Genomic DNA, 19443 nt, shown 5'->3' on the forward strand with positions numbered 1-19443 from the left:
GCATGATGGGGCCGTCCGCGGGCTTGGAGGCGGCCCCCATGGCGTACCGGCTATTCCCGACCGCCGCCAATGGCGGTGTTGCCGGCCTGTGGCGTGCTGGATCCCTTGCCCGCAACCCGGATGCGATTGTCCACGTCCTGTACGCCCGCGCAGGCATCGGTGCAGTCTTCGATGCGATGCTTGGTGCGGCGGTCGGGCGCGGTGCCTTCCAGCGTTACCCGGCCGTCGGCCACGCTGACCGATACGTCGCTGACGTCCAGGCCGCTGTGCGCCAGGTATTCGCAGACGTTTTCACGCACGCGTTCGTCGGACCGCGTATAGCCCTTGGGGTCCGTCCGCACCGAGCCCCGGTCGCGCCAGGCGGTGGGCCCGCGGTTGTAGCCGCCGCGTTCCGCGGTTTCAAACGACATGCCAAGTTCGTCGCCCCCTCGTGGGCGGTCGCCGTAATAGCCGCCTTCTTCGTCGCCGTAGGACGTGGGGCCGGAATAGGACGGGTTGCGCGAACCATAAACTTGTTCGCGCTGATAGGACGGGTCTTCGTTGCGAAAACCGCCATAGCTGCTTTGGCCGGGGTCGGCGCTGCGGCTGCGCAAGCCGCCCCGGGTTTCGCGCGTGCCGGGGCCGGGGCGATTGCCTTGCCCTTGGTAGCCGAAGGACGGCGCGGGATCGTGCCACGGCTCCTGGTCGCCCATGTTGCGGGCTTGGCGCCGTTCGGAATCGGCATCGCGATGGGAGGCATCCCGATACGGGTCGCGGGAGGGATCGCGATAGAAATTGCCGCCGGCGCGACCGCGTTGATGGGCCTGCCGATGCGGGTCGCCCCGCCCGGCGTCGCCGCCGGGGTCACGTTCAAAGTCGTCGTCGTAGCGGGGCGAGTACCTGGGGTCACGGTTCATTGCGTGTCTCCTGTGTAGAGTGGACCTGCCTTGTACGCAGCAAGTCGTGTGCCACCGATGCGGGCCGGGCCATGAACGGGATGCATGGGCGCGCGGCGGGCAACGTCCGGCACTTCTTACAACGGCGGTAATAAGTAGCAGGTCGCCCCGCCAGCCGTGCATCGTAGGATGGGTGAAGCGCGAGATACCCAGAAAAAGAACCCATGCATAGTTCGCGTGTATGGACCGGGGACATGGGTGACACATGTTCGGGGACATGGGTAACACATAGGTTTTTATCCTATTGGCGTGCTCTGAGGTCGATCTGTTGGACAATTTTGTACAGGAAGACGACATCGAGCACGCCGTCTTGCGAGGAGGGTCTGACCGCGACCGGCAGACCCGCCATTCCCTCTCCGACGAAGACGACGCGTCCGTTCACAATGATCTGCCCCTTGGTCCTGACCTTGAGCACTCGATCGCCCGGCTCGTATTCGATCGGGGGCAACGAGGCAGGATAGCGACGAGGGCTAGGTCTATATCTCGACAGGGGCGGCATCTGCCCCAATGCCTCATGGGGCCGGACGTGGTTGTACTGTTCACGCCACTGATCCATGGCTTGCTGGCAGTCCAGCAGACTGCTAAACCCCCGGGCCTGGATCAACTCGCGCTTGAGCGTTCGATGCAGGCGTTCTAACTTGCCTTGGGTTTGCGGGTGGCGAGGACGACTGTGGCTGATACGCACACCCAGCCGCATGAGCCAAACCTCCAGGCCGGTCAGCCCCAGGCCGCGCACCGATGCCCAGGATGGGCCGTTGTCCGCGGTGATCCGTTCGGGCAATCCGTAACGGCGAAATACGGCCTTCAGGTGCTGCTGCACGGTTTTGCTGCGCTCATCGCCACAAGCCTGGATGCACAGGGCGTAGCGTGAGTGATCGTCCAATAGCGTCAGCGGATGGCACCGTCCCTGACGCGCGTCGGTCAGGGCAAAGTGCCCCTTGAAGTCCATCTGCCACAACAGGTTTGGCGCCTCATGCTCAAAGCGCTGGTTCGCCAGCCCGACGTTCGAGTCCTCGCCTTGGACCCGATAGCCATGTCGTCGCAAAATTGCCGAGATGGTGCTGGGCGCGGGCGCCGTAGTCGGCCCAAGCAGCGCCCGCAACTTGCGAGGCCCCCAGTACGGGTAACGCTTGTGCAGGTCGATCACCTGCGCTTCGATTTGCTCACACGTGCGCCCAGGACTATTGCCAGGCCTGCGAGACAGATCTTGCAACCCAGCCTGGCCGTTCCGCTCGTAGCGGCCCAACCACTTGTAGGCGGTCTTGGCGCTGATATCAAAACGCCGGCAAAGCTCCCGCACATTGCTGCCCGGTTGCAGGGCAAGCTGAACGAACTCCATTCGGCAGGACATAAGGCTTGACTCCTTCCACGGCATCGCTCGCTCCTAAAAACGACCATACCGTGATGCTAGAAGTGTTACCTATGTCCCCGAACACCCGTTACCCATGTCCCCGGGCCATACATCGCGCGCAACCCATCAAGCAGCCGCGAATGCCACGCAAACTCAGTCACTACGCCAAGGGACCACGTCCTTTTCCATGGGGGCTGATGGGTTACGCGCGATACCCACCTTTTCCTGGCCACGGCCATCCTCGCGCTGCGCCCATCCTACGGAGTGTTGGCAATTGCGCCCAATAGCACCACGCTGCCTTCCACACATGCGGCCAGGGCTTGGCCGTCTTCACGTCCTGCCTCGACGCTGACCGCGTAGCCGCCCGTGAATGCCGAAAACGCGGGCAGGACGGTCATGCCGGGTCGCAACCAGAATGCGGGCCAATGGCGCGGCACGCCGGGCAGCCGGGTTGTGGGGTGCACGTGTCCGGCAATGACGTGGCGGCCCTGCGGATCGGGCTGCGGCAGATGGCGGAAAACAAAGGGGCCATCGACATGCGCTTCGCCCAGTTGTTGCATACCCAGCGCCGCCCCCTCCAGCGCGCGGTCGTGGTTGCCCGCCAGCACCGCCACATGCAGCGCGCCATGGGCATGCCGCCATGCCGCCCAAACTTCACGCCAGCCCGCTTGCGACATGGGGCCATGCAGCACGTCGCCCACCACCCATAGCTCGCGCGCGCCCGTGTCATCCACCAGGCGCGTCAGACGGTCCAGGTCGGCCTGGGTGGCGCCGCGCGGCACGGCGATGCCCGCCTGGCGGAATACATGGCTCTTGCCCAAGTGCAGGTCGGCAATGACCAAGCGCGCGCGCGCCGGCCAATACAAGGCGCGCTGGCCCAGCAGCAGCACGGTTTCACCCGCCAGGCGGACGGCCAGGGTGTCGTCACCCAATCCGGGCATAGCGCTTTTCCAGTTGCGCGGCCGCGCGCTTGACCCGCGCCTGCCAGCTTTCCGTGCTGAGTTGCCCGCGCAGGCTTTCGGTCCATAACGGAAACGACAAGGGCGTCAGTGCGCGGGGCTGGCACAGGTCCAGCGCGCGCGATTCGCAATCCTGCAAGGCCGCCAGCAGGCGCGGCGCTTCCAATTGCTGGTCGAACACTTCGCGTTCGGCTTGCGCCAGCAGCAGGTGGCCGGGGTCGTAGCGGCGCAGCACGTCGTAGAGCAGGCCGCTGGACGCCTGCACCTGGCGCAGCGAACGCGCCGCCCTGCCCGGCAGCGACGGCGTGAGCAAGCCCGCGACGCGCGCAATTTCGCGAAACTGCCTGCGCGCGAGCTCGCCCAGGTTGACGCCATCGCGCAAGTCGGCGGCCATGTTCTTGGGGCTGAGCAGTTGACGCAGCAGTGCGTCGTGCAGATCAGCCGGTTCGGCCAGGGTCAGCATCAAGCCGTAATCATTGACCGTATAGGAAAAGGTATTGGCCTGAAGCCGGCCCCAGCGCAGCGCGACCATGGCGGCCATGCCTTCATGGACGGCGCGGCCCGCGAACGGGAACAGGAATACGTGCATGCCCCGGCGGGTGGCGATGCGTTCGGCCAGCAGCCGGCCGGGCGCCGGCAGCGCGCTGGCTTCGCGTTGAATGCGCAGCAAGGGTTCGACCGCGCGCATTTCAGGGTGGCTGCCTGGTTCCGCATACAGGCTTTGCACTTCGCGCGCCAATTGCGTGGACAGCGGCATGCGCCCGCCTTGCCACGTTGCCACGGGCCCATCGCCCCCTTGGCCCGCCGCACATAGGCCGTCATGCCTTCCAGGCGCACCAGTTCCAACGTGCGTCCGGCAAACTGGAAGCGGTCGCCCGGCCGCAGCCGCGCCAAGAACCCTTCTTCGACCGAGCCCAGCCCGCCGCCCCGCAGATATTTGACCGACACCGCACCGTCAGCCGTGATGGTGCCGATGGACAAGCGATGGCGCAGCGCGATGCGGCGGTCGTGCACGCGGTAGCAGCCGTCATCGTCTTTTTCAACACGGCGGAATTCCGGATAGTTGGACAGGGCGCGGCCGCCCTGCACGATGAAGTCCAGCACCGCCTGCCAGGTGGCCGCGTCCAGCTCGGCATAGGCATGGGTGCCGCGCACCTCGTCAAACAGCGCGTCGGCCTTGAAGCCGCCACCCAGCGCCAGCGTCACGGCGTGCTGCGCCAGCACGTCCAGACTGCCACGCGGCGGCGGCCGCGATTCGATTTCGCCGCGCGCGATGGCCTGGCGCGCGGCGGCGTATTCGATCAGTTCCAGCGCCTGCGCGGGCACGCACAGCGCATGGCCGGATTCGCCCGGACGGTGTTTGGCCCGCCCTGCCCGCTGCAACAGCCGCGCCACGCCTTTGGGACTGCCCACCTGCAGCACCTGGTCCACCGCCGGAAAGTCCACACCCAGGTCCAGGCTGGACGTGGCCACCACGCAGCGGATGCTGCCATCGCGCAGGCCTTGTTCGGCGCGGGTGCGCAGCGCCGGATCCAGAGAACCGTGGTGCAGCGCCAGCGTGGCCAGGTCTTCGGGCCAGATCGATTCCAGCGCGCGGAGCCAAAGTTCGGCCTGCGCGCGGGTGTTGGTGAACAGCAGGCTGGCGCGCACGTCGAACAGCCGCTTGTACACGCGCGGTAACTGAGACAGGCCCAGGTGCCCGGCCCAGGGCAGCCCGCGGCTGCGCTCGGGCAGCAAGGTCGACAGGGTCACCTTACGCGGCCGCGCACCCGCCACCAGTGCGCTTTGCGGCCGATGCGGCAGCAACACATCTCGGGCTTCGTCCAGATTGCCCAGGGTGGCCGACAGGCCCCAGGTGCGCAAGGCGGGCGACAAATGGCGCAGCCGGGCCAGGCACAGTTGCAGCAGCACGCCGCGCTTGTTACCCAGCAGCTCATGCCATTCATCCACCACCACCGCGCGCAGCGCCCGAAAGCGCGACGAGGCATCCGCGTACGACAACAGCAGCGCCAGCGATTCCGGCGTGATGACCAGCACGTCTGCCTTGCCCTGGCGCGCCAGCCGCTTGTCGCGCGCGCTGGCGTCACCCGTGCGCAGGGCCACCGTCCAGCCCAGGCCCAAATCACTTGCCGTCTGGGCCAAGGCACGGCCGGTGTCGGTGGCCAGGGCGCGCAACGGTGTCACCCAGAGCACCCGGGGGCCTGCACCGTTTGTGGGCCGCGCCATGTCCGGGTTGGACAAGGCTTCCAACACCGGCCCCCCGAAGGCCGCCAAGGTCTTGCCGCTGCCGGTGGGCGTGTGCAGCAAGCCGGATTCGCCCGACAGATAGCGTTGCCAGGTCTCGCGCTGAAACGCCGCCGCCCGCCAGCCGCGCGCCTTGAACCAGGCGGCCAGCGGCCCGTCCCAGCCGCGCGCGGGCCGGCTTGTCGTGGGGGCCATCGCCGACTTGCTGTCGGGTTTGCTTGCAGGTTTGTTTGCAGGTTTGATCGCGGTGCTCATCGCGCCAGCGCCTTCAGCGTGTTCAACTGGTCGGCTTCGGCGGCGGGCTTGTCGCGCCGCCATCTGAGGATGCGCGGAAAACGCACGGCCACGCCGGACTTGTGGCGCTTGGACAGATTGACGCCTTCGAAGCCCAGCTCGAACACCTGCACCGGCTCCACCGAGCGCACGGGGCCGAAGCGCTCGCGCGTGTGGGCGCGCAACCAGCGGTCGAGTTCCAGGATTTCCTTGTCGTCCAGCCCGGAATACGCCTTGGCGATGGGCACCAGCGCATCGCCTTGCCACAGGCCGAAGGTGTAGTCGGTGTACAGCGTGCTGCGGCGGCCATGGCCGGACTGCGCATACAGCAGCACGGCGTCGATCGTCAGGGGGTCGATCTTCCATTTCCACCAATCACCACGCCTCCGCCCACTTTGGTAGCTGGCGACGGCGCGCTTGAGCATGAAGCCTTCCACGTCGCGCTCGCGCGATTCCATGCGCAATTCAGCGGCGGCTTCCCAACTGCCTGGCGCCAGCGCGGGCGACAGCGACAGGCGCGGGTCGGGATGGCGGCGCAGCAGTGCTTCCAGCATGGCGCGGCGTTCGGCCTGGGGCCGGTCGCGCAGGTCGGCGCCGTTCAGTTCCAGCAGGTCATAGGCCAGCATGCGCACGGGCGCATCGGCCAGCCATTTGGGGCCGGGCTTGAGCCGCTGGATACGGGTTTGCAAGGCGGAAAACGGCATGGGTCCCAAGGCGTCTTCCTGCCAGGCCAGCAGCTCGCCGTCGAGCACAGCGTCCACATCCAGCGCCTGGGCGGCGGCCTCGACTTCCGGGAACCGGCCGTCCAGCCGTTCTTCGCCGCGCGACCACAGCGCCACTTCGCCATGGCGGCGGATCAACTGGGCACGGATCCCGTCCCATTTCCATTCAATCAACCAATCGTCAATCGGCCCCAGCTTGGCCGGCTCCCCTTCCAGCGGCGAGGCCAGGAAGAACGGGTAAGGCTGCTGGCGGTCGCCGGGCAGCGCTTCGGTGCTGAGCAGATCGCGCAAAAAGGCGGGGCTGGGCGTCCACGCGCCCAGCATGCGCTGCGCGATGCGGGCAATGGGCACGCCCGACATCTCGGCCAGCGCCTGCTGCACCATGCGCTGAGACACACCCACCCGCAGCGCTCCCGTCAGCATCTTGTTGAACACCAGGCGCTGGTCGAACGGCAGGCTGCGCCAGGCCGTCACGATGATGTCGCGGCGCTCGGCTTCATCGCGGTTAGCGGTGGGCAGCAACACTTCTTCGATCCAGTCCGCCAGGCCGCGCTCGGGGGGTGTTTCATCGACGCGAGGATTCAGGTCCGGCATCAGCAAGGCCAAGGTTTCGGCCAAGTCGCCCACCTGGTCATAGCTGGCGTCCACCAGCCATGGCGGCGTGCCGGACGCGGCGGCGGCCCAGGCGCGCAGCTCGGCCACGCCCGCGATCTTGCGGCGCGCGCCGCTGATTTTTCCGCCCGCCAACAGATACAGCGCCCAGACCGCGTCGCGCGGCGGCGCATCGCGAAAGTACGCCACCAGCGCCGCGCGCTTGTCCAAGGTGGCGGTGCTACGGTCCAGGTCCTGGTACAGCGCCGCGAATCGCTTCATGCTGGGCTTGGCCTCCGTGTCAATCGTCTTCGCCGTATTGGGTGGCCAGCGTTTCGGCCGCGGTCCCCGCCTCGTTCAGCGTGCGGACCAGGGCGTCGGTATCGCCATGCGTGGCGATGACGCGGCGCGCGCCCGTGTCGCGAATGGTGCGCAGCAGGGCCGGCCAATCGGCATGGTCCGACACGACAAAGCCCCGGTCCATGTTGCGACGCCGACGATTGCCCCGCAAACGCATCCAGCCCGACGCAAAGCCATGCTGCGCCTGGCGGAATCGCCTGAGCCATGCGCTGCCCGCGGCCGAGGGCGGCGCCAGGATCAGTTCGCCGGCAAAGGCCGATCCGGACGCGGTCGGCGCGCCGTCGGCGTCGATGACCAACTGCGTGTCGGCCATGTGGATGCCCGCCTGCCGGTAGACGTCGACACCGGCTGCGATGGCGCCGTGCAAATAAACGGGCCGGTCTATCCAGGGCGCCAGTTCCGCCAACACCCGTTGCGCCTTGCCCAGCGCGTAGCTGTACAGAATGGCGGCCTCGCCCCGGGCGGCGCACCGGTCGCGCCATTGCACGATGTCGCGCGCCACCTCGGCGGTGTCGGGCCAGCGGTAAATGGGCAAGCCAAAGGTGGCTTCGGTGATGAAGGTGTCGCATGGCACCACTTCAAAGGGGCTGCAAGTGGGGTCCGGCTGGCGCTTGTAGTCGCCCGACACCACCCAGACCTGCCCCTCGGCTTCAATGCGCACCTGCGCCGAGCCCAGCACATGGCCGGCCGGATGCAAGGAAACCCGGGCGTGGCCCAGCGTGAAGGCCTCGCCGTAGCCGTGCACGCGGTAATCCTGCTGGCCCAGGCGCCACTGCAAGATGGGCAGCCCTTCGGCGCTGGTGTGATAGCAGCCCATGCCGACGCGGGCGTGATCGCCATGGCCATGGGTGAGCACGGCGGTGGCCACCGGGCGCCAGGGGTCGATGTAGAACTGGCCGGCCGGGCAGTACAGGCCTTCAGGCCGCCATTGCACGACGTCGCGCATCGAAAGCTCCTTGGGCACGAGTTGTGCTGATCTGTCTGTTTTCGGGCATTTTCACGATACTTCAAGAGGTCTTATGCGAACCAAGCACATTCTGACGATCCTGGTATTGGTAGTGGCGGTTGCGGTGATCATGTCGATGGCGCCGTGGTGATGGTTCCAGCGCGAAGCGCGGTCAGATAATGGCTGGCAGATGATGGCTGGCAGATAATGGCTGGGAGATTCGGGCTGGCCGCGTCATGAATTGGCCACCTTCCAGGCGCCGCGCAGGGCGCTGGCAAAGCCGCCCTCCACGCGGGAATGCGGACGGGCGCTGGTGGTCACGCGTGGCAGGCAAGACCACGCAATTCGCGCCCCACTCTGCTCAAGCTTGTCCACCAGCGCCTGGTCTTCGCTGCACGGCAGCGCTTCAAAACCGCCTATGCGGCAATACGCACCCGCTTCGATACCCAGATTGGCGCCATGCACATGCCGGTGTCCGTCGCAATCCTGGTATTGGCGGGTGAATGTCTGACGCGCCTTGGCCGCACGGGCGCCATGCTCGCGCCAGCCCGCCACACCGACCGTGCCGCAAACGACCTCGGCATTCAAGGACAACTGATCCACCAGCCAGCGCGGCGATACGCGGGTGTCGGCGTCGGTGAACGCCAGCCAGCGGGCGCCAGCTTGCAGCAGGTCGTGGGCGCCCTGCGCGCGGGCCACCCCGACATTACGCGCGCCAATCGCCAGGCTATGCACGGGCCACGCCCCGATCAACTGCGCCGTGCGGTCCACGCAATGGTCCAGCACCACCACCACGCGCACCGGCTCGGCGCGCAACTTGGGGTGACGCGCCGCCCGCAGCACGGAACGCAGGCAGGCGGTGATGTGGCGTTCTTCGTTGTGGGCCGGAATACAGATGCCGATCATGGCTCACCCTTGATGTTGTCTACGCCACCCATCCAGCGCAAAGGCGCTTTCCTGGTGCTTGAAAATCGATACGAGTCCATGCAGGGACCCTAGCGCGTCATGCAAGGCATCGGTGGCTTGCAGGCGGTCGTCGAAGTCCGGCCGGAAGTGGCAGGCCACCAGTTCGCCATCGTTGGCCAGGCAGCGGTCCACGCCTTGCAGGAACTGGGCCAATGCGGCGTCGTCCAGGTAATACGCCAGTTCCGACACGATGATCAGGTCAAACCCGCCATGGGGCACGGGCGGCCAGTCGTACGGCAGCGCGAGCGTCAGTGTGTCGACGTGGCCGATGCCGTGGTTTGCCAGCCGCGCGCGACAGCGGCTGAGCGCGGTGCCAGCGACATCCACCGCGCAGACACGCCGGCAGCGGGCGGCCAAGGGCAGGCTCAGATCACCGTTGCCGCAGCCCGGTTCGAAGGCGTGGCGGTAATGTTCCCTACCCAGCGCCGCCAACAGCAGCGCGCGCTTGCGTCTTTCGTACCAGGCGCTGCCCACGCGCCAGGGGTCGGCGTGCTGGCGGTACAGCGTTTCGAAGTGGTCCACGCCTACAACTGCCACGGTGGTTCCTCCTGACTGCGGACCAACTGTCCCAACGCAGCCTGATCACGTTCCGCGTGGCTTTGCCGGATGAAGACAGGCAGATCGGCCATGACCTGCGCGAAGCCGGCATCGCGGCACAGCGGCCCCGCGCCCAGCGCCCGCCCTGCCCGCGCGACCACCTCGCCAGCGGCGGCCTCGACAGCCAGCCTGGCCCGGGCGCAAGCCAGTGCGCTGGCATCCGCCGGATTCGCGTCGATGATGGCGGCGGTGTCGCGCAACACGGCGCGCGCCTGCGCCATGGCCACGTCGACGGCGCCCAGGTGGGCCAAGCGATGCGGGTTTGCGCGCTCTGGGTTTGCTGTCTCTGCTGGCGTCGCCGCCCGCAGCGTCGCCGCAATGCGCGTCAAGCCGCCGTACCAGCACGCCGCCACGCCCGCACCGCCATGCTGAAAGCCTGGCCGGTTCACGTAGGCGCCGGGTGCACCGACTGGCTGGCACACCGCGTCATCGAACACCACGTTGACGCTGGCCGACGCGCGCATGCCGACCGCGTGCCAACCTTCGTTGGTGATCGCAACGCCAGGCTGATCCAAGGCCACCGCCGCCAGACAGGGTTCGCCCGCGGAGTTCCAGGCGCTGACCAGTGCATGGCTGACCGTGGCAGCGCCGGAACACCAAGCCTTCACACCGCGCAAACGGGCGCTGCCGTCCGCCTGCGGGACCAGCGCCACGCGGTATGCCGGTGGTTCGGCGCACCAGACGCCCCAGCGGCTGCCCGCGGGCGCGTCAGGGCTCAGGCCAAGTTCGGCGAATATCGCCAAGGCATCCGTGTGCCCTTCATACAGTTTGACCAGGCTCAGGTCCACGGCGGCCACGCACGCCAGCGCCCGCCAGCGGGCCAAGGTGGCGCCGGAACCTGGTAGCGGCAAGCGGTCACACGCGGCATCCACCAGTTGGCGCAACGCCATCCCGGGATCGGGCGGCTCGGCCCCCTTCCCCAACACGCGCCGGATGGCCGCCAGCGGCGCGCTCGGCAACAGAATCGCGGGGCGGCTGGTCATGACTTCCCGGGCTTGAAATCCAGCGCGTCCATGGCCGGCCCCAGCGCTTGCGGCGCATAGCCGTCCCAGGGGGCGTTGCCCGCGTCCAGGCGCTCGTGGATATTGCTGATGGTCCAGTGCGCGCCGCTGGTCAGCTTGTCGAGTTCGTCCCACGCCACTGGCACCGACACGCCCATGCCGGGCCGCGCCCGCGCCGACCACGCAGACACCGTCGTGGCGCCAAAGCCATTGCGCAGATAGTCGGCAAAGATCTTGCCCACGCGATTCTTGGGGCCGCTTTTGGCGACGAAAATCTGCGGCAAGGTCTGGGCCAGATGCGCCACAACGGTATGCGCAAAAGACTTGATGGTGTCCCAATCGTACTGACGGCGCAGCGGCACGACCACATGCAAGCCCTTGCCGCCGCTGGTTTTCAGCCACGAATCCAGGCCCAGTTCGTCCAGCATGGTGTGGACCAGGCGCGCGGCCTGCTGCATCGTCGCCCATTTGACGCCTTCGCCGGGGTCCAGGTCGAACAGCATGCGGTCGGGTTTGGAGATGGCCGTTTTCACGGCGTTCCAGGTGTGGAATTCCACCACGTTCATCTGCACCGCCGACATGATGGCCTGGGCCGTGGGCACCTCCAGCAGCGGCGGGTGATCGGGGTCCAACCGTGTGGGCAAGGGCTTGACGCCCGGCATGGCGGCTTCCAGGTGCTTCTGAAAAAAAAGCTGGCCGTCGATGCCCGAGGGGGCGCGCAGGAAGGACACGGGACGGCCTTTCAGGTGTTCCAGCATCAAGGGCGCAACCAGGCCGTAGTAGCGGGCCAGGTCCAGCTTGGTCAGTTTGGTGGAGGGGTCGATGACGCGCTCGGGGTGTGTCAGCCGCGCGGGCTTGGCGCGGGTCGGCGCGGCGGCCCGGGGCTTGGGGCTGGCCGCGGCTTGAGACCGGGGCGCGGTCGCCGGCGTGTTTTTCGGTTTTTCGCGCGTAATCTGGCTGGGCGGCTTGTCTTGCCGCAAGCCGCGAAACACCGAATGGCGAATGTGCCCGCCGCTGGTCCATTGCCCAAAGGACACCTCGGCCACCCGTTCCGGCTTGACCCACTGCACGCCCTTCGCCTGCCCGCCGCTGACAGGCTTTTTGTCGGTGTGGATGGCCGATAAAGTCTTATGCAGCGCAATCAGCCCCTGGCGGTCGAAGCCGGTGCCGACCTTGCCCGCATAGCGCAAGGCGCCGTCGTCTTCATGCACGGCCAGCAGCAAGGCACCCAGGCCTTCGCGCGCGCCTTGCGGGGCGGTATAGCCCACGATGACGAATTCCTGCCGCTTGGCGCACTTGATCTTCAACCAGCTATCGCTGCGCCGCGACACATACGGCGCCGACTGGCGCTTGGCCATGAGGCCTTCCAGGCCCATCTTGCAGGCCGACGCGACCAGGTTCGCGGGCGCTTCCTTGAACGCTTCGCTAAAGCGCAGGCAGTGGTCTTGAGAGGCATCCATCAATTGCGCCAGCAGTTCACGGCGCACGGTCAACGGCTCTTCGCGCAGGTCGCGGCAGCCGATGAACGGCAGGTCGAAGGCGTAGAACACGATGTCGCCGGTGCGGTCATTGTCAAAAGCGTTTTGCAGCGCCTGGAAGTTGGGCACGCCCTGATCGTTCAGCACCACTACCTCGCCATCCACCCATGCCCATTTGGCGGGCAGTTTTGCAAAGGCCTGGACAATGTGCGGCAGCTTGGCGCTCCAGTCGTGGCCGTTGCGGGTGTACAGCTTGACCGAGTCGCTTTCGATGCGCACCAGCAGCCGGTAGCCATCGAACTTCAATTCGTACAGCCAGTCTTGCGCGTGGGGCGGCAGGCCATCGACCAGGGTGGCAAGTTGGGGCTTGAAAGAAGCAGGCAGATCGGCAGGCCGGCCGGGCAGTTTGGCGGGCGGCGGTTGCTTGGGGTGGGCAGTTTCGCGGGCACTTTGGGGGGCGGTTTGGGGGGCAGTTTCGCGGCTGTTTCGGGCCGGCGTTGCCTCGCGCAGCGGCACCACACTGTCCGGCATCTCGTCCACCACGCTGAATTCCCGTTCCGGCCGCGCATAGGCGTCGCGGTCCTTGATCAGCAACCAAGGCGGCTGCTTGTCGCCTTCCTTGCCCTTCATGCGCACCAGCGCCCAGCGGCCCTGCATCTTTCTGCCTTGCAGGTCGAACTTCAGGTGCCCATCGCGATATCCCTTGCGCGGATCGCTCACCGGCGTCCAGACGCCTTCGTCCCAGATGATGACTTTGCCGGCGCCGTATTGGCCTGCCGGAATCTGCCCTTCAAACTGGTTGTAGGCGATGGGATGGTCTTCCACCTGCACCGCCATGCGTTTGACCGATGGGTCGAAACTGGGCCCTTTGGGCACCGCCCAGCTTTTCATTGCGCCATCCAGCTCCAGCCGAAAGTCGTAATGCAGCCGGCTGGCCCAGTGTTTCTGGATGACGAAGGCGCGCGCGGACTCGTTTGGCTGGCCGCCCGCTTCCGGTTCCGCGGTCACCTTGAAATTGCGCTTTTGCCGATAGGTTTTAAGACTGTCGGCCATGTCACGCCGCCTTGCGCGAAGACGAAGGTGTCCTGGTCTGCTTTGCCGCCTTGCGCGGGGCCTTTGTCGAGGTCTTCGCCGTGGCCTGTTTGGCCATCGTTTTGGCCGTCGATTTAGCCGCCGTTTTGGCCGTCTTTTTTGCGGTCTTGGCCGACTTCCTGGCAGGCGTCTTGTCCTTGGCGGTCTTGCCGCCCTTCAGGCTGCGTTGCAGCAATTCGGTCAGGTCGATCACGTTGTCGGCATAGGCGGGAGCCTCTTCCTGCGGCTCGATCACCGTCTCCGTCTTGCCGGCTTTCACCTTGCGGGCCACCAGATCCATCACGGCCGCTTTGAATTCATCCTTGAATTCCTCAGGGTCCCACTTGCCCGACATGTCTTCGACCAGCATCTTGGCCATCTTCAATTCGCTGGCGCTGGGCGCCATGCCCTTGGCGCCAACCTTGGGCAGGTCCAGCCCTTCCAGCGGCTTGACCTCATCGCCCCAGCGCATCAGGTTAAGCACCAGCGCATCGCCCGACGGAATCAGCGCGGCCAGATGCTGCTTGGTCTGGATCACCACCTTGGCGATGCCGATCTTGCCGGTCTTGGCCAGCGTGTCGCGCAACAAGGCGTAAACCTTTTGGCCTTTGTTGATGGGCGCCACGTAGTACGGGCGTTCAAGGTAGACAAAAGAGACGTCGTCGGCATCCACAAACTGCTGTATCTCTATGGTTTGCGTGGTGCGGGGGTAGGCGTCGGCAATCTCTTCCGGGGAAATGATCACGTACTGGCCGTCTTCGTATTCCACGCCTTTGACGATGTTGTCCTTGTCGATTTCCTTGCCGGTGCGCTTGTTGATGCGCTTGTACCCCACCGGGTCCATCGAGCGTTTGTCCAGCCAGTCGAAGTCCACGCCCGATTCCTTGGTGGCCGTATGCAGGCCAACCGGAATGTGAACGAGGCCAAAGGAAATAGCCCCTTTCCAGATGGTTCTTGTTGCCATGATCCGCTCCTTTCAGTCGGCCGGACATTCAGCAAATTATGTTCCCGAACACCGGCATCCCGCGGTTTACGCAGCGTTGCATAGTTAAGAAATCACTTTAACTATTTCACTTTAGATTCATAGCTAAATCCTGGTTTATCAATTGATTACGGTGTTATTTAAATGTGATTTCTACCCCTGGATTTTGCCTTAGCCAGCCCTCGCCTTCTGTTCAAAAGGGAAAACCCGAAGAAACTTTTCCAGTGGGCCGGCAGTCGCACATCGTTCAGTTGCGTGTCAGACAATCAGCAGACCGAAGCAAGCACGAAGCAAGCACGAAGCCAGGCCCAAGCACGACCCAGGCAGGCCCATTCGCGGCCTATCTCCCCTTTTCGAGAGATCCGATGATGCCTTCACGCACGCGAGCCGCTGCGGCACCGCCCAGTTTTAGCCAAACTTCGGCGCAGACCCCGCACGCCGGCCTGTCGGTCATGGACGCCACCGTGGTGCTGGTGGGCGTGGTGATCGGTATCGGCATCTTCGGTTTTCCGCCGCTGGTGGCCCAGCATGCCACGTCTGAAGTCATGTACATCGCACTGTGGTGCGCGGGCGGCCTGGTCATGCTGGTGGGCGCGCTTTGTTATGCGGAACTGGGCTCGGCCTACCCCGGCGCGGGCGGTGAATACCTGTACCTGACGCGCGCCTGGGGTGCGCGCGTGGGCTTGCTGTTTGCGTGGGCGCGCTGCACGGTGATTCAGACAGGCGCCATCGCGGTGGTGGCCTACATCTACGGCGACTACGCGCAGCGTCTGATGCCACTGGGCATCTATGGGCCGGCCTTGCACGCGGCGATATCGGTGGTGGCGCTGACGGCGCTGAACGTGGTGGGCACCCGCCATTCCAAGCGGCTGCAATGGGTATTCACGCTGTTGACGCTGACGGCCCTGGGGGCAGTCCTGGTGGCCAGCCTGTCTACGTCGGCGGGCAATGGCCAGCCCCCCATGGCGCCCGCGGCGCTTGCCGGCAACCCGGCCGGCTTGATGGGCATGGGCATGGTGTTCGTGCTGCTGACCTACGGCGGGTGGAACGAAGCCGCCTACCTCAGCGGTGAACTGCGCGAACCCGGGCGCAACATGAGCCGGGTGCTGCTCATTGGTACGGCGGTGGTAACCGGCGCCTATCTGCTGACGAATCTGGCCTTGCTGGAGATATTTGGCTTGCAGGGCTTGCGTGACACCCCGGCGCTGGGCGCCGAAGTCATGCAATTGGCGGCCGGCCCTTACGCGGCCGCGCTGCTCAGCCTGATGATCTGCGCCACGGCGCTCAGCACGATCAATGGCACCATCATCACCGGCGCTCGCGTGTACTACGCGCTGGGGCGCGACGTGCCCAAGCTGCGCGCCCTGTCTGGCTGGAGCGCCCGCAATGAAACGCCGGTGGCTGCCCTGCTGGTGCAGGGCGCCATCACGCTTGGGCTGGTGGGGCTGGGCGCCTTCAGCCAGAACAGCGTGCAGACGCTGGTGGCCTACACCGCGCCGGTGTTCTGGATCTTCATGTTGCTGGTGGCGGCGTCCGTCTGGCGCCTGCGGCAGTTGGACCCCGACCGCCCCCGGCCCTTTCGGGCGCCGTTCTACCCGCTGCCGCCCTTGCTGCTGGGCCTGACTTGCGCGGGCCTGGTCTATTCCAGCGCCGTGTACGCGGGCGCCGGGGCCTTGATCGGGCTGGCGGTGCTGGCGGCTGGCATACCGATGCTGCGTTTGCTGAAACCGGCCCGATTGCCGGACTGACTTTTCGCGCGCCGCCATTCCCGCTTTGTTCCTGTTGTTCGACCTACAAGGAGCCATCATGCAAGCCTCGACTCAGCCTCTCGTTTCCGATTACCGCCAGGCAGGCGCCGGCCTGCGGCGCGCCCGCTTCATTGCTGTCGCCGCGGCGATGGCGCTGTCCCTGGCAATGGGTGCCGCCGCCACCGCGCAGCCCGCGGCCAACGACGATTACAAGCCGGATGTCGGCCAGGCCGGCAAGGACGTCATCTGGGTGCCCACGCCGCAAACGCTGGTGGACAAGATGCTGGACATGGCCAAGGTCAGCCCGCAGGACCGGTTGATGGATCTGGGGTCGGGCGACGGCCGCACGGTGATCACCGCCGCGCAGCGCGGCTTGACGGCTCAGGGCATTGAGTACAACCCGGACCTGGTGGAGCTGTCGCGCCGCAACGCGCAGCGCGCGGGCGTGGCCGACCGCGCCACCTTCGTGGCGGCGGATCTGTTCCAGACGGACCTGTCCAAGGCGGACGTCATCACCATGTTCCTGCTGTCCACCATCAACGAAAAGCTGCGTCCCACCCTGCTGCAATTGGCACCCGGCACGCGAGTGGTGTCGAACACGTTCCGCATGGGCGACTGGGAGCCGGATGCGTCCGAAACCGTCACCAAGGACTGCTCTACCTACTGCACCGCGTTGCTGTGGATCGTGCCCGCGAAAGTGGAAGGCAAATGGGAAGTGGACGGCCAGACCCTGCAATTGACCCAGCGCTACCAGATGCTGTCCGGCAAGTTCGGGTCGGCCGACATTTCAGATGCGCGCATGCGCGGCACGACTATCGAGTTCACGGCCAACGGCGTGCGCTACACGGGCGAAGTCAACGGCAAGACCATGAGCGGCACGGCGGATGGCCGGGGCAAGTGGACGGCAAAACGGGCGTAGAAACACGGGCATAGGAACGCGGGCGATGGCGGGTAAAAGACGGCAGGTTTGACCGGCCCGCGTCTCATGCAATAGCATGCGTTGCATGAGAAGAGACAGCAAACTTTCCGGCGTGCTTCACGTTCTGCTTCATATGGCGGAAGCGCCCGGCCCCATGACTTCCGAAGACCTGGGCCGGGTCATGCAGACCAACCCCGTGGTCATTCGCCGCATCATGGCGGGCTTGCGCGACCAGCAGCTGGTCAGCTCTGAAAAAGGCCATGGCGGCGGCTGGACAATTTCCTGCGACTTCAACGCGGTGACGCTGCGCGACATCTATCAAGCGCTGGGTGCGCCGGAAATCTTCGCCATGGGAAACCGCAGCGAAACGCCGGGCTGCCTGGTGGAAGCCGCCGTGAACCGGGCGCTGGACGGCGCCTTCGAAGACGCCGAAGCCTTGCTGATGGAGCGCTTCGGCGGCGTCACCCTTGCAGCGTTGAGCAAGGACTTTCACGACGCCATGGTCAAACAAGGCCGCCGTATTGATCTGGGCGCTGTGCACGAGCGCTGACGGGGCGATCCCGGTCCCAGCGCAACGCCGCGCCATCCAGCCCAGCACAGCCCAGCCCCGCAGAAGATCATCAGGCTGGGGCCCGCCACGCCGCCAGCGTCGATTCCACCAGGGCAATCTCGTCCTGCCCCATGCCCGCGGCCTCGTAATACCGGCGGCGTCGTGCCACCACGCTGCGCACCGCGTCCACGATCGAGCGCGCGGCCGCCTCTGACCGCAGGCCGAAGCGGCGGTATTCCGTCAGGCAATTCTCAAACGTGCTGTCGCGCCCCGCCGTGCCGATATGCAGGTAGTGGCGGGCCGACCCTTCCTGCGTCACCACGTCGAACAGCGGCGCCAGCCGGTAGGTATGGGCGCCCGGGTCCTTCAGAAACCCCACGTTCTTGAGATGGTCGTCGGTGTTGTGCACGGCCACGTTCAGCACCATGCGCGCATACAGCTCTTTCAGGTCTTGCACCGGATTCGACGAAATGCGGCGCGTTACGTCGGCCAGTCGCGCATAGGAATACGTGGCCTTGCCCTGGGGGCCGTCCAGGTCGCGCTTGCCGATGCGCAGCGACGGGCTGATCAGCGATGCGCCGCTTAGAAAATGGCGCCGCGCCACCACCGGAGCCGCGCCTTCGGGCGCCGGCAGCAGTTCGCGGTCAAAGCGGTGGGTCAGCAGCACCGCGCCCAGATGCGTTTCGGTCAGCCGGATGTCGGGTACGGTCAGGCCGATGGCGCGCGCCATCCGCAAGTTGGCGAACTCAATGCGCTGGCGGTCATAGGAATCGCCCTTTCGGGGAAACTTGGCAATCCACATTTCGCCCTGTTCGTCGCGCACGATGGTCTTGGGGCGCGCGCCGCCGATGTCCCACGAACTACCCAGGATGTCGCGGTACAGCCCCTTGGGCTTTATGCCCTGGTCAATGTCGCCAAGCAGGTCGGCCAAGGACTCCAGTTGGCTGACTTCGGGCAAGCGGTAGGTTTTGCGCATGTTTGGCGTCAACAGGCGCGCGCTGAAAAACAGAGCGCCCACGCCCATGCCCCGACCGCGCAGCAGCACTTCGTCTTCCGTGACGCGGGCCCCCTCCTTGTCCACCCGCATGACGTTGCGGCCCCAGGCGTCCGGCGCGGCGTCAAAGATGGCGCCCAGCGTTTCGTAGCGGCTTTCGGTGCGAAACGTGGTTTTGGCGTCGATCAGCGGCAGGTTCAGCGGGTCCAGCGCAAAGGCGCGCGGGTCGCGCACATAGGACTGCACGTAGGTGAATTCGGCGAAGAATCGGCTTTCGTCGGTATCGTCCAGCGTCAGCACGCCGGCCAGGACCGCTTCGCCACGAATATCCACGTAGACGAACAGTTCGCTTTCAACGGATTTAAGCTTGCGGGTGCGCGCCATGGCGATCCGGCCTACAGCTTGGAAGGGTCGACGCGGTGCGCGTGTGACGCGGCGCCACTGCCCCGGCGAGGCCGGCGCATGGCGTCAAGCCGCTTGCCCACGCCGTCTTGTTCGGGGTCGCCCAGTGCAAACACCTGCTCGCCATAGCCATATTGCAGCAAGGCCTCGATGGCCAGGGCCAGCGACACGCCGCCATCGCCCCGTTCCAGCCGGGCTATGGTGGCGCGCGAAACACCCATGCGGCTGGCCAGCACGCTCTCGGACTCCCCGCGGCGCAAGCGAGCCGTGCGTACGTTGGCGCCAAGGCGAATCAGTGCTTCGGCGGCGTCAAAACTGGGCGCAAGCTTCTTTTTCATGACGCAATAATAGATC

15 protein-coding genes and 1 pseudogene are annotated in these 19443 nt (G+C 65.9%); 3 read left to right on the forward strand and 13 right to left on the reverse strand.

The window, feature by feature from the left end; translation table 11 throughout:
• Positions 1 to 50 precede the first annotated feature (50 nt).
• The 11 genes and pseudogenes from ELS24_RS15135 to ELS24_RS15185 all read right to left on the reverse strand — a co-directional run bounded on the left by ELS24_RS15135 (position 51) and on the right by ELS24_RS15185 (position 14458).
• A complete protein-coding gene (locus ELS24_RS15135; RefSeq protein ID WP_127184608.1) occupies positions 51 to 896 on the reverse strand; it encodes a BON domain-containing protein in 846 nt (281 codons plus the stop codon).
• A 280-nt stretch (positions 897 to 1176) separates the two neighbouring features.
• Positions 1177 to 2310: an IS481 family transposase gene (locus ELS24_RS15140; protein ID WP_127184609.1), complete on the reverse strand. Its 1134-nt coding sequence runs from the start codon at positions 2308 to 2310 to the stop codon at positions 1177 to 1179.
• Positions 2311 to 2543: 233 nt separating this feature from the next.
• A complete protein-coding gene (gene pdeM / locus ELS24_RS15145) occupies positions 2544 to 3227 on the reverse strand; it encodes a ligase-associated DNA damage response endonuclease PdeM (protein ID WP_127184610.1) in 684 nt (227 codons plus the stop codon).
• Positions 3211 to 5684, reverse strand: a pseudogene (locus ELS24_RS31715) (ligase-associated DNA damage response DEXH box helicase). Before ELS24_RS31715 ends, pdeM begins: the two are co-directional and overlap by 17 nt.
• Before the next feature lie 56 nt (positions 5685 to 5740).
• Positions 5741 to 7357: an ATP-dependent DNA ligase gene (locus ELS24_RS15155; RefSeq protein ID WP_127184611.1), complete on the reverse strand. Its 1617-nt coding sequence runs from the start codon at positions 7355 to 7357 to the stop codon at positions 5741 to 5743.
• A gap of 19 nt (positions 7358 to 7376) precedes the next feature.
• Positions 7377 to 8381, reverse strand: a complete 1005-nt coding sequence (locus tag ELS24_RS15160) for a ligase-associated DNA damage response exonuclease (protein WP_127184612.1) — start codon at positions 8379 to 8381, stop codon at positions 7377 to 7379.
• Positions 8382 to 8615: 234 nt separating this feature from the next.
• Entirely contained in the window at positions 8616 to 9287 is a 672-nt protein-coding gene (locus ELS24_RS15165) for a glycosyltransferase (protein ID WP_050444760.1), read from the reverse strand.
• A 3-nt stretch (positions 9288 to 9290) separates the two neighbouring features.
• Positions 9291 to 9884: a class I SAM-dependent DNA methyltransferase gene (locus tag ELS24_RS15170; RefSeq protein WP_127184613.1), complete on the reverse strand. Its 594-nt coding sequence runs from the start codon at positions 9882 to 9884 to the stop codon at positions 9291 to 9293.
• A complete protein-coding gene (locus ELS24_RS15175) occupies positions 9872 to 10927 on the reverse strand; it encodes an acyl-CoA dehydrogenase (protein ID WP_127184614.1) in 1056 nt (351 codons plus the stop codon). Before ELS24_RS15175 ends, ELS24_RS15170 begins: the two co-directional genes overlap by 13 nt.
• On the reverse strand, positions 10924 to 13476 hold the full coding sequence (gene ligD / locus ELS24_RS15180) for a DNA ligase D (RefSeq protein ID WP_127184615.1): 2553 nt from the start codon (positions 13474 to 13476) through the stop codon (positions 10924 to 10926). The genes ELS24_RS15175 and ligD overlap by 4 nt, the downstream gene beginning before the upstream one ends.
• Before the next feature lies 1 nt (position 13477).
• Complete coding sequence (locus tag ELS24_RS15185; RefSeq protein WP_127184616.1) at positions 13478 to 14458, reverse strand: Ku protein; 981 nt, start codon at positions 14456 to 14458, stop codon at positions 13478 to 13480.
• A 470-nt stretch (positions 14459 to 14928) separates the two neighbouring features.
• On the opposite strand from ELS24_RS15185, the gene ELS24_RS15190 reads away from it, so the two are divergent.
• From ELS24_RS15190 to ELS24_RS15200, 3 genes are all read left to right on the forward strand, one after another.
• Positions 14929 to 16224, forward strand: a complete 1296-nt coding sequence (locus tag ELS24_RS15190; protein ID WP_127186354.1) for an APC family permease — start codon at positions 14929 to 14931, stop codon at positions 16222 to 16224.
• 58 nt (positions 16225 to 16282) lie between these two features.
• Positions 16283 to 17143: an SAM-dependent methyltransferase gene (locus ELS24_RS15195; RefSeq protein WP_127184617.1), complete on the forward strand. Its 861-nt coding sequence runs from the start codon at positions 16283 to 16285 to the stop codon at positions 17141 to 17143.
• An 85-nt stretch (positions 17144 to 17228) separates the two neighbouring features.
• Positions 17229 to 17693, forward strand: a complete 465-nt coding sequence (locus ELS24_RS15200; RefSeq protein ID WP_050444986.1) for an Rrf2 family transcriptional regulator — start codon at positions 17229 to 17231, stop codon at positions 17691 to 17693.
• A gap of 70 nt (positions 17694 to 17763) precedes the next feature.
• Here ELS24_RS15200 and ELS24_RS15205 read toward each other — a convergent pair whose 3' ends face one another.
• Together ELS24_RS15205 and ELS24_RS15210 are read right to left on the reverse strand one after the other, a co-directional pair.
• Entirely contained in the window at positions 17764 to 19071 is a 1308-nt protein-coding gene (locus ELS24_RS15205) for a type II toxin-antitoxin system HipA family toxin (protein ID WP_127184618.1), read from the reverse strand.
• Between the two features lie 11 nt (positions 19072 to 19082).
• Positions 19083 to 19427 (reverse strand): helix-turn-helix transcriptional regulator, encoded by a 345-nt coding sequence (locus ELS24_RS15210; RefSeq protein WP_050444754.1) that lies wholly within the window; start codon positions 19425 to 19427, stop codon positions 19083 to 19085.
• Positions 19428 to 19443 lie beyond the last annotated feature (16 nt).

The sequence above is a fragment of the Achromobacter spanius genome (genome assembly GCF_003994415.1).
GTDB lineage: Bacteria > Pseudomonadota > Gammaproteobacteria > Burkholderiales > Burkholderiaceae_B > Achromobacter > Achromobacter spanius_C.

Excerpts from the sequence above, each read along its gene's own strand:
- ELS24_RS15135 (WP_127184608.1), bottom strand. The coding sequence starts at position 896 with ATGAACCGTGACCCCAGGTACTCGCCCCGCTACGACGACGACTTTGAA.
- ELS24_RS15140 (WP_127184609.1), bottom strand. The coding sequence starts at position 2,310 with ATGCCGTGGAAGGAGTCAAGCCTTATGTCCTGCCGAATGGAGTTCGTT.
- pdeM (WP_127184610.1), bottom strand. The coding sequence starts at position 3,227 with ATGCCCGGATTGGGTGACGACACCCTGGCCGTCCGCCTGGCGGGTGAA.
- ELS24_RS15155 (WP_127184611.1), bottom strand. The coding sequence starts at position 7,357 with ATGAAGCGATTCGCGGCGCTGTACCAGGACCTGGACCGTAGCACCGCC.
- ELS24_RS15160 (WP_127184612.1), bottom strand. The coding sequence starts at position 8,381 with ATGCGCGACGTCGTGCAATGGCGGCCTGAAGGCCTGTACTGCCCGGCC.
- ELS24_RS15165 (WP_050444760.1), bottom strand. The coding sequence starts at position 9,287 with ATGATCGGCATCTGTATTCCGGCCCACAACGAAGAACGCCACATCACC.
- ELS24_RS15175 (WP_127184614.1), bottom strand. The coding sequence starts at position 10,927 with ATGACCAGCCGCCCCGCGATTCTGTTGCCGAGCGCGCCGCTGGCGGCC.
- ligD (WP_127184615.1), bottom strand. The coding sequence starts at position 13,476 with ATGGCCGACAGTCTTAAAACCTATCGGCAAAAGCGCAATTTCAAGGTG.
- ELS24_RS15185 (WP_127184616.1), bottom strand. The coding sequence starts at position 14,458 with ATGGCAACAAGAACCATCTGGAAAGGGGCTATTTCCTTTGGCCTCGTT.
- ELS24_RS15190 (WP_127186354.1), top strand. The coding sequence starts at position 14,929 with ATGGACGCCACCGTGGTGCTGGTGGGCGTGGTGATCGGTATCGGCATC.
- ELS24_RS15195 (WP_127184617.1), top strand. The coding sequence starts at position 16,283 with ATGCAAGCCTCGACTCAGCCTCTCGTTTCCGATTACCGCCAGGCAGGC.
- ELS24_RS15200 (WP_050444986.1), top strand. The coding sequence starts at position 17,229 with ATGAGAAGAGACAGCAAACTTTCCGGCGTGCTTCACGTTCTGCTTCAT.
- ELS24_RS15205 (WP_127184618.1), bottom strand. The coding sequence starts at position 19,071 with ATGGCGCGCACCCGCAAGCTTAAATCCGTTGAAAGCGAACTGTTCGTC.
- ELS24_RS15210 (WP_050444754.1), bottom strand. The coding sequence starts at position 19,427 with ATGAAAAAGAAGCTTGCGCCCAGTTTTGACGCCGCCGAAGCACTGATT.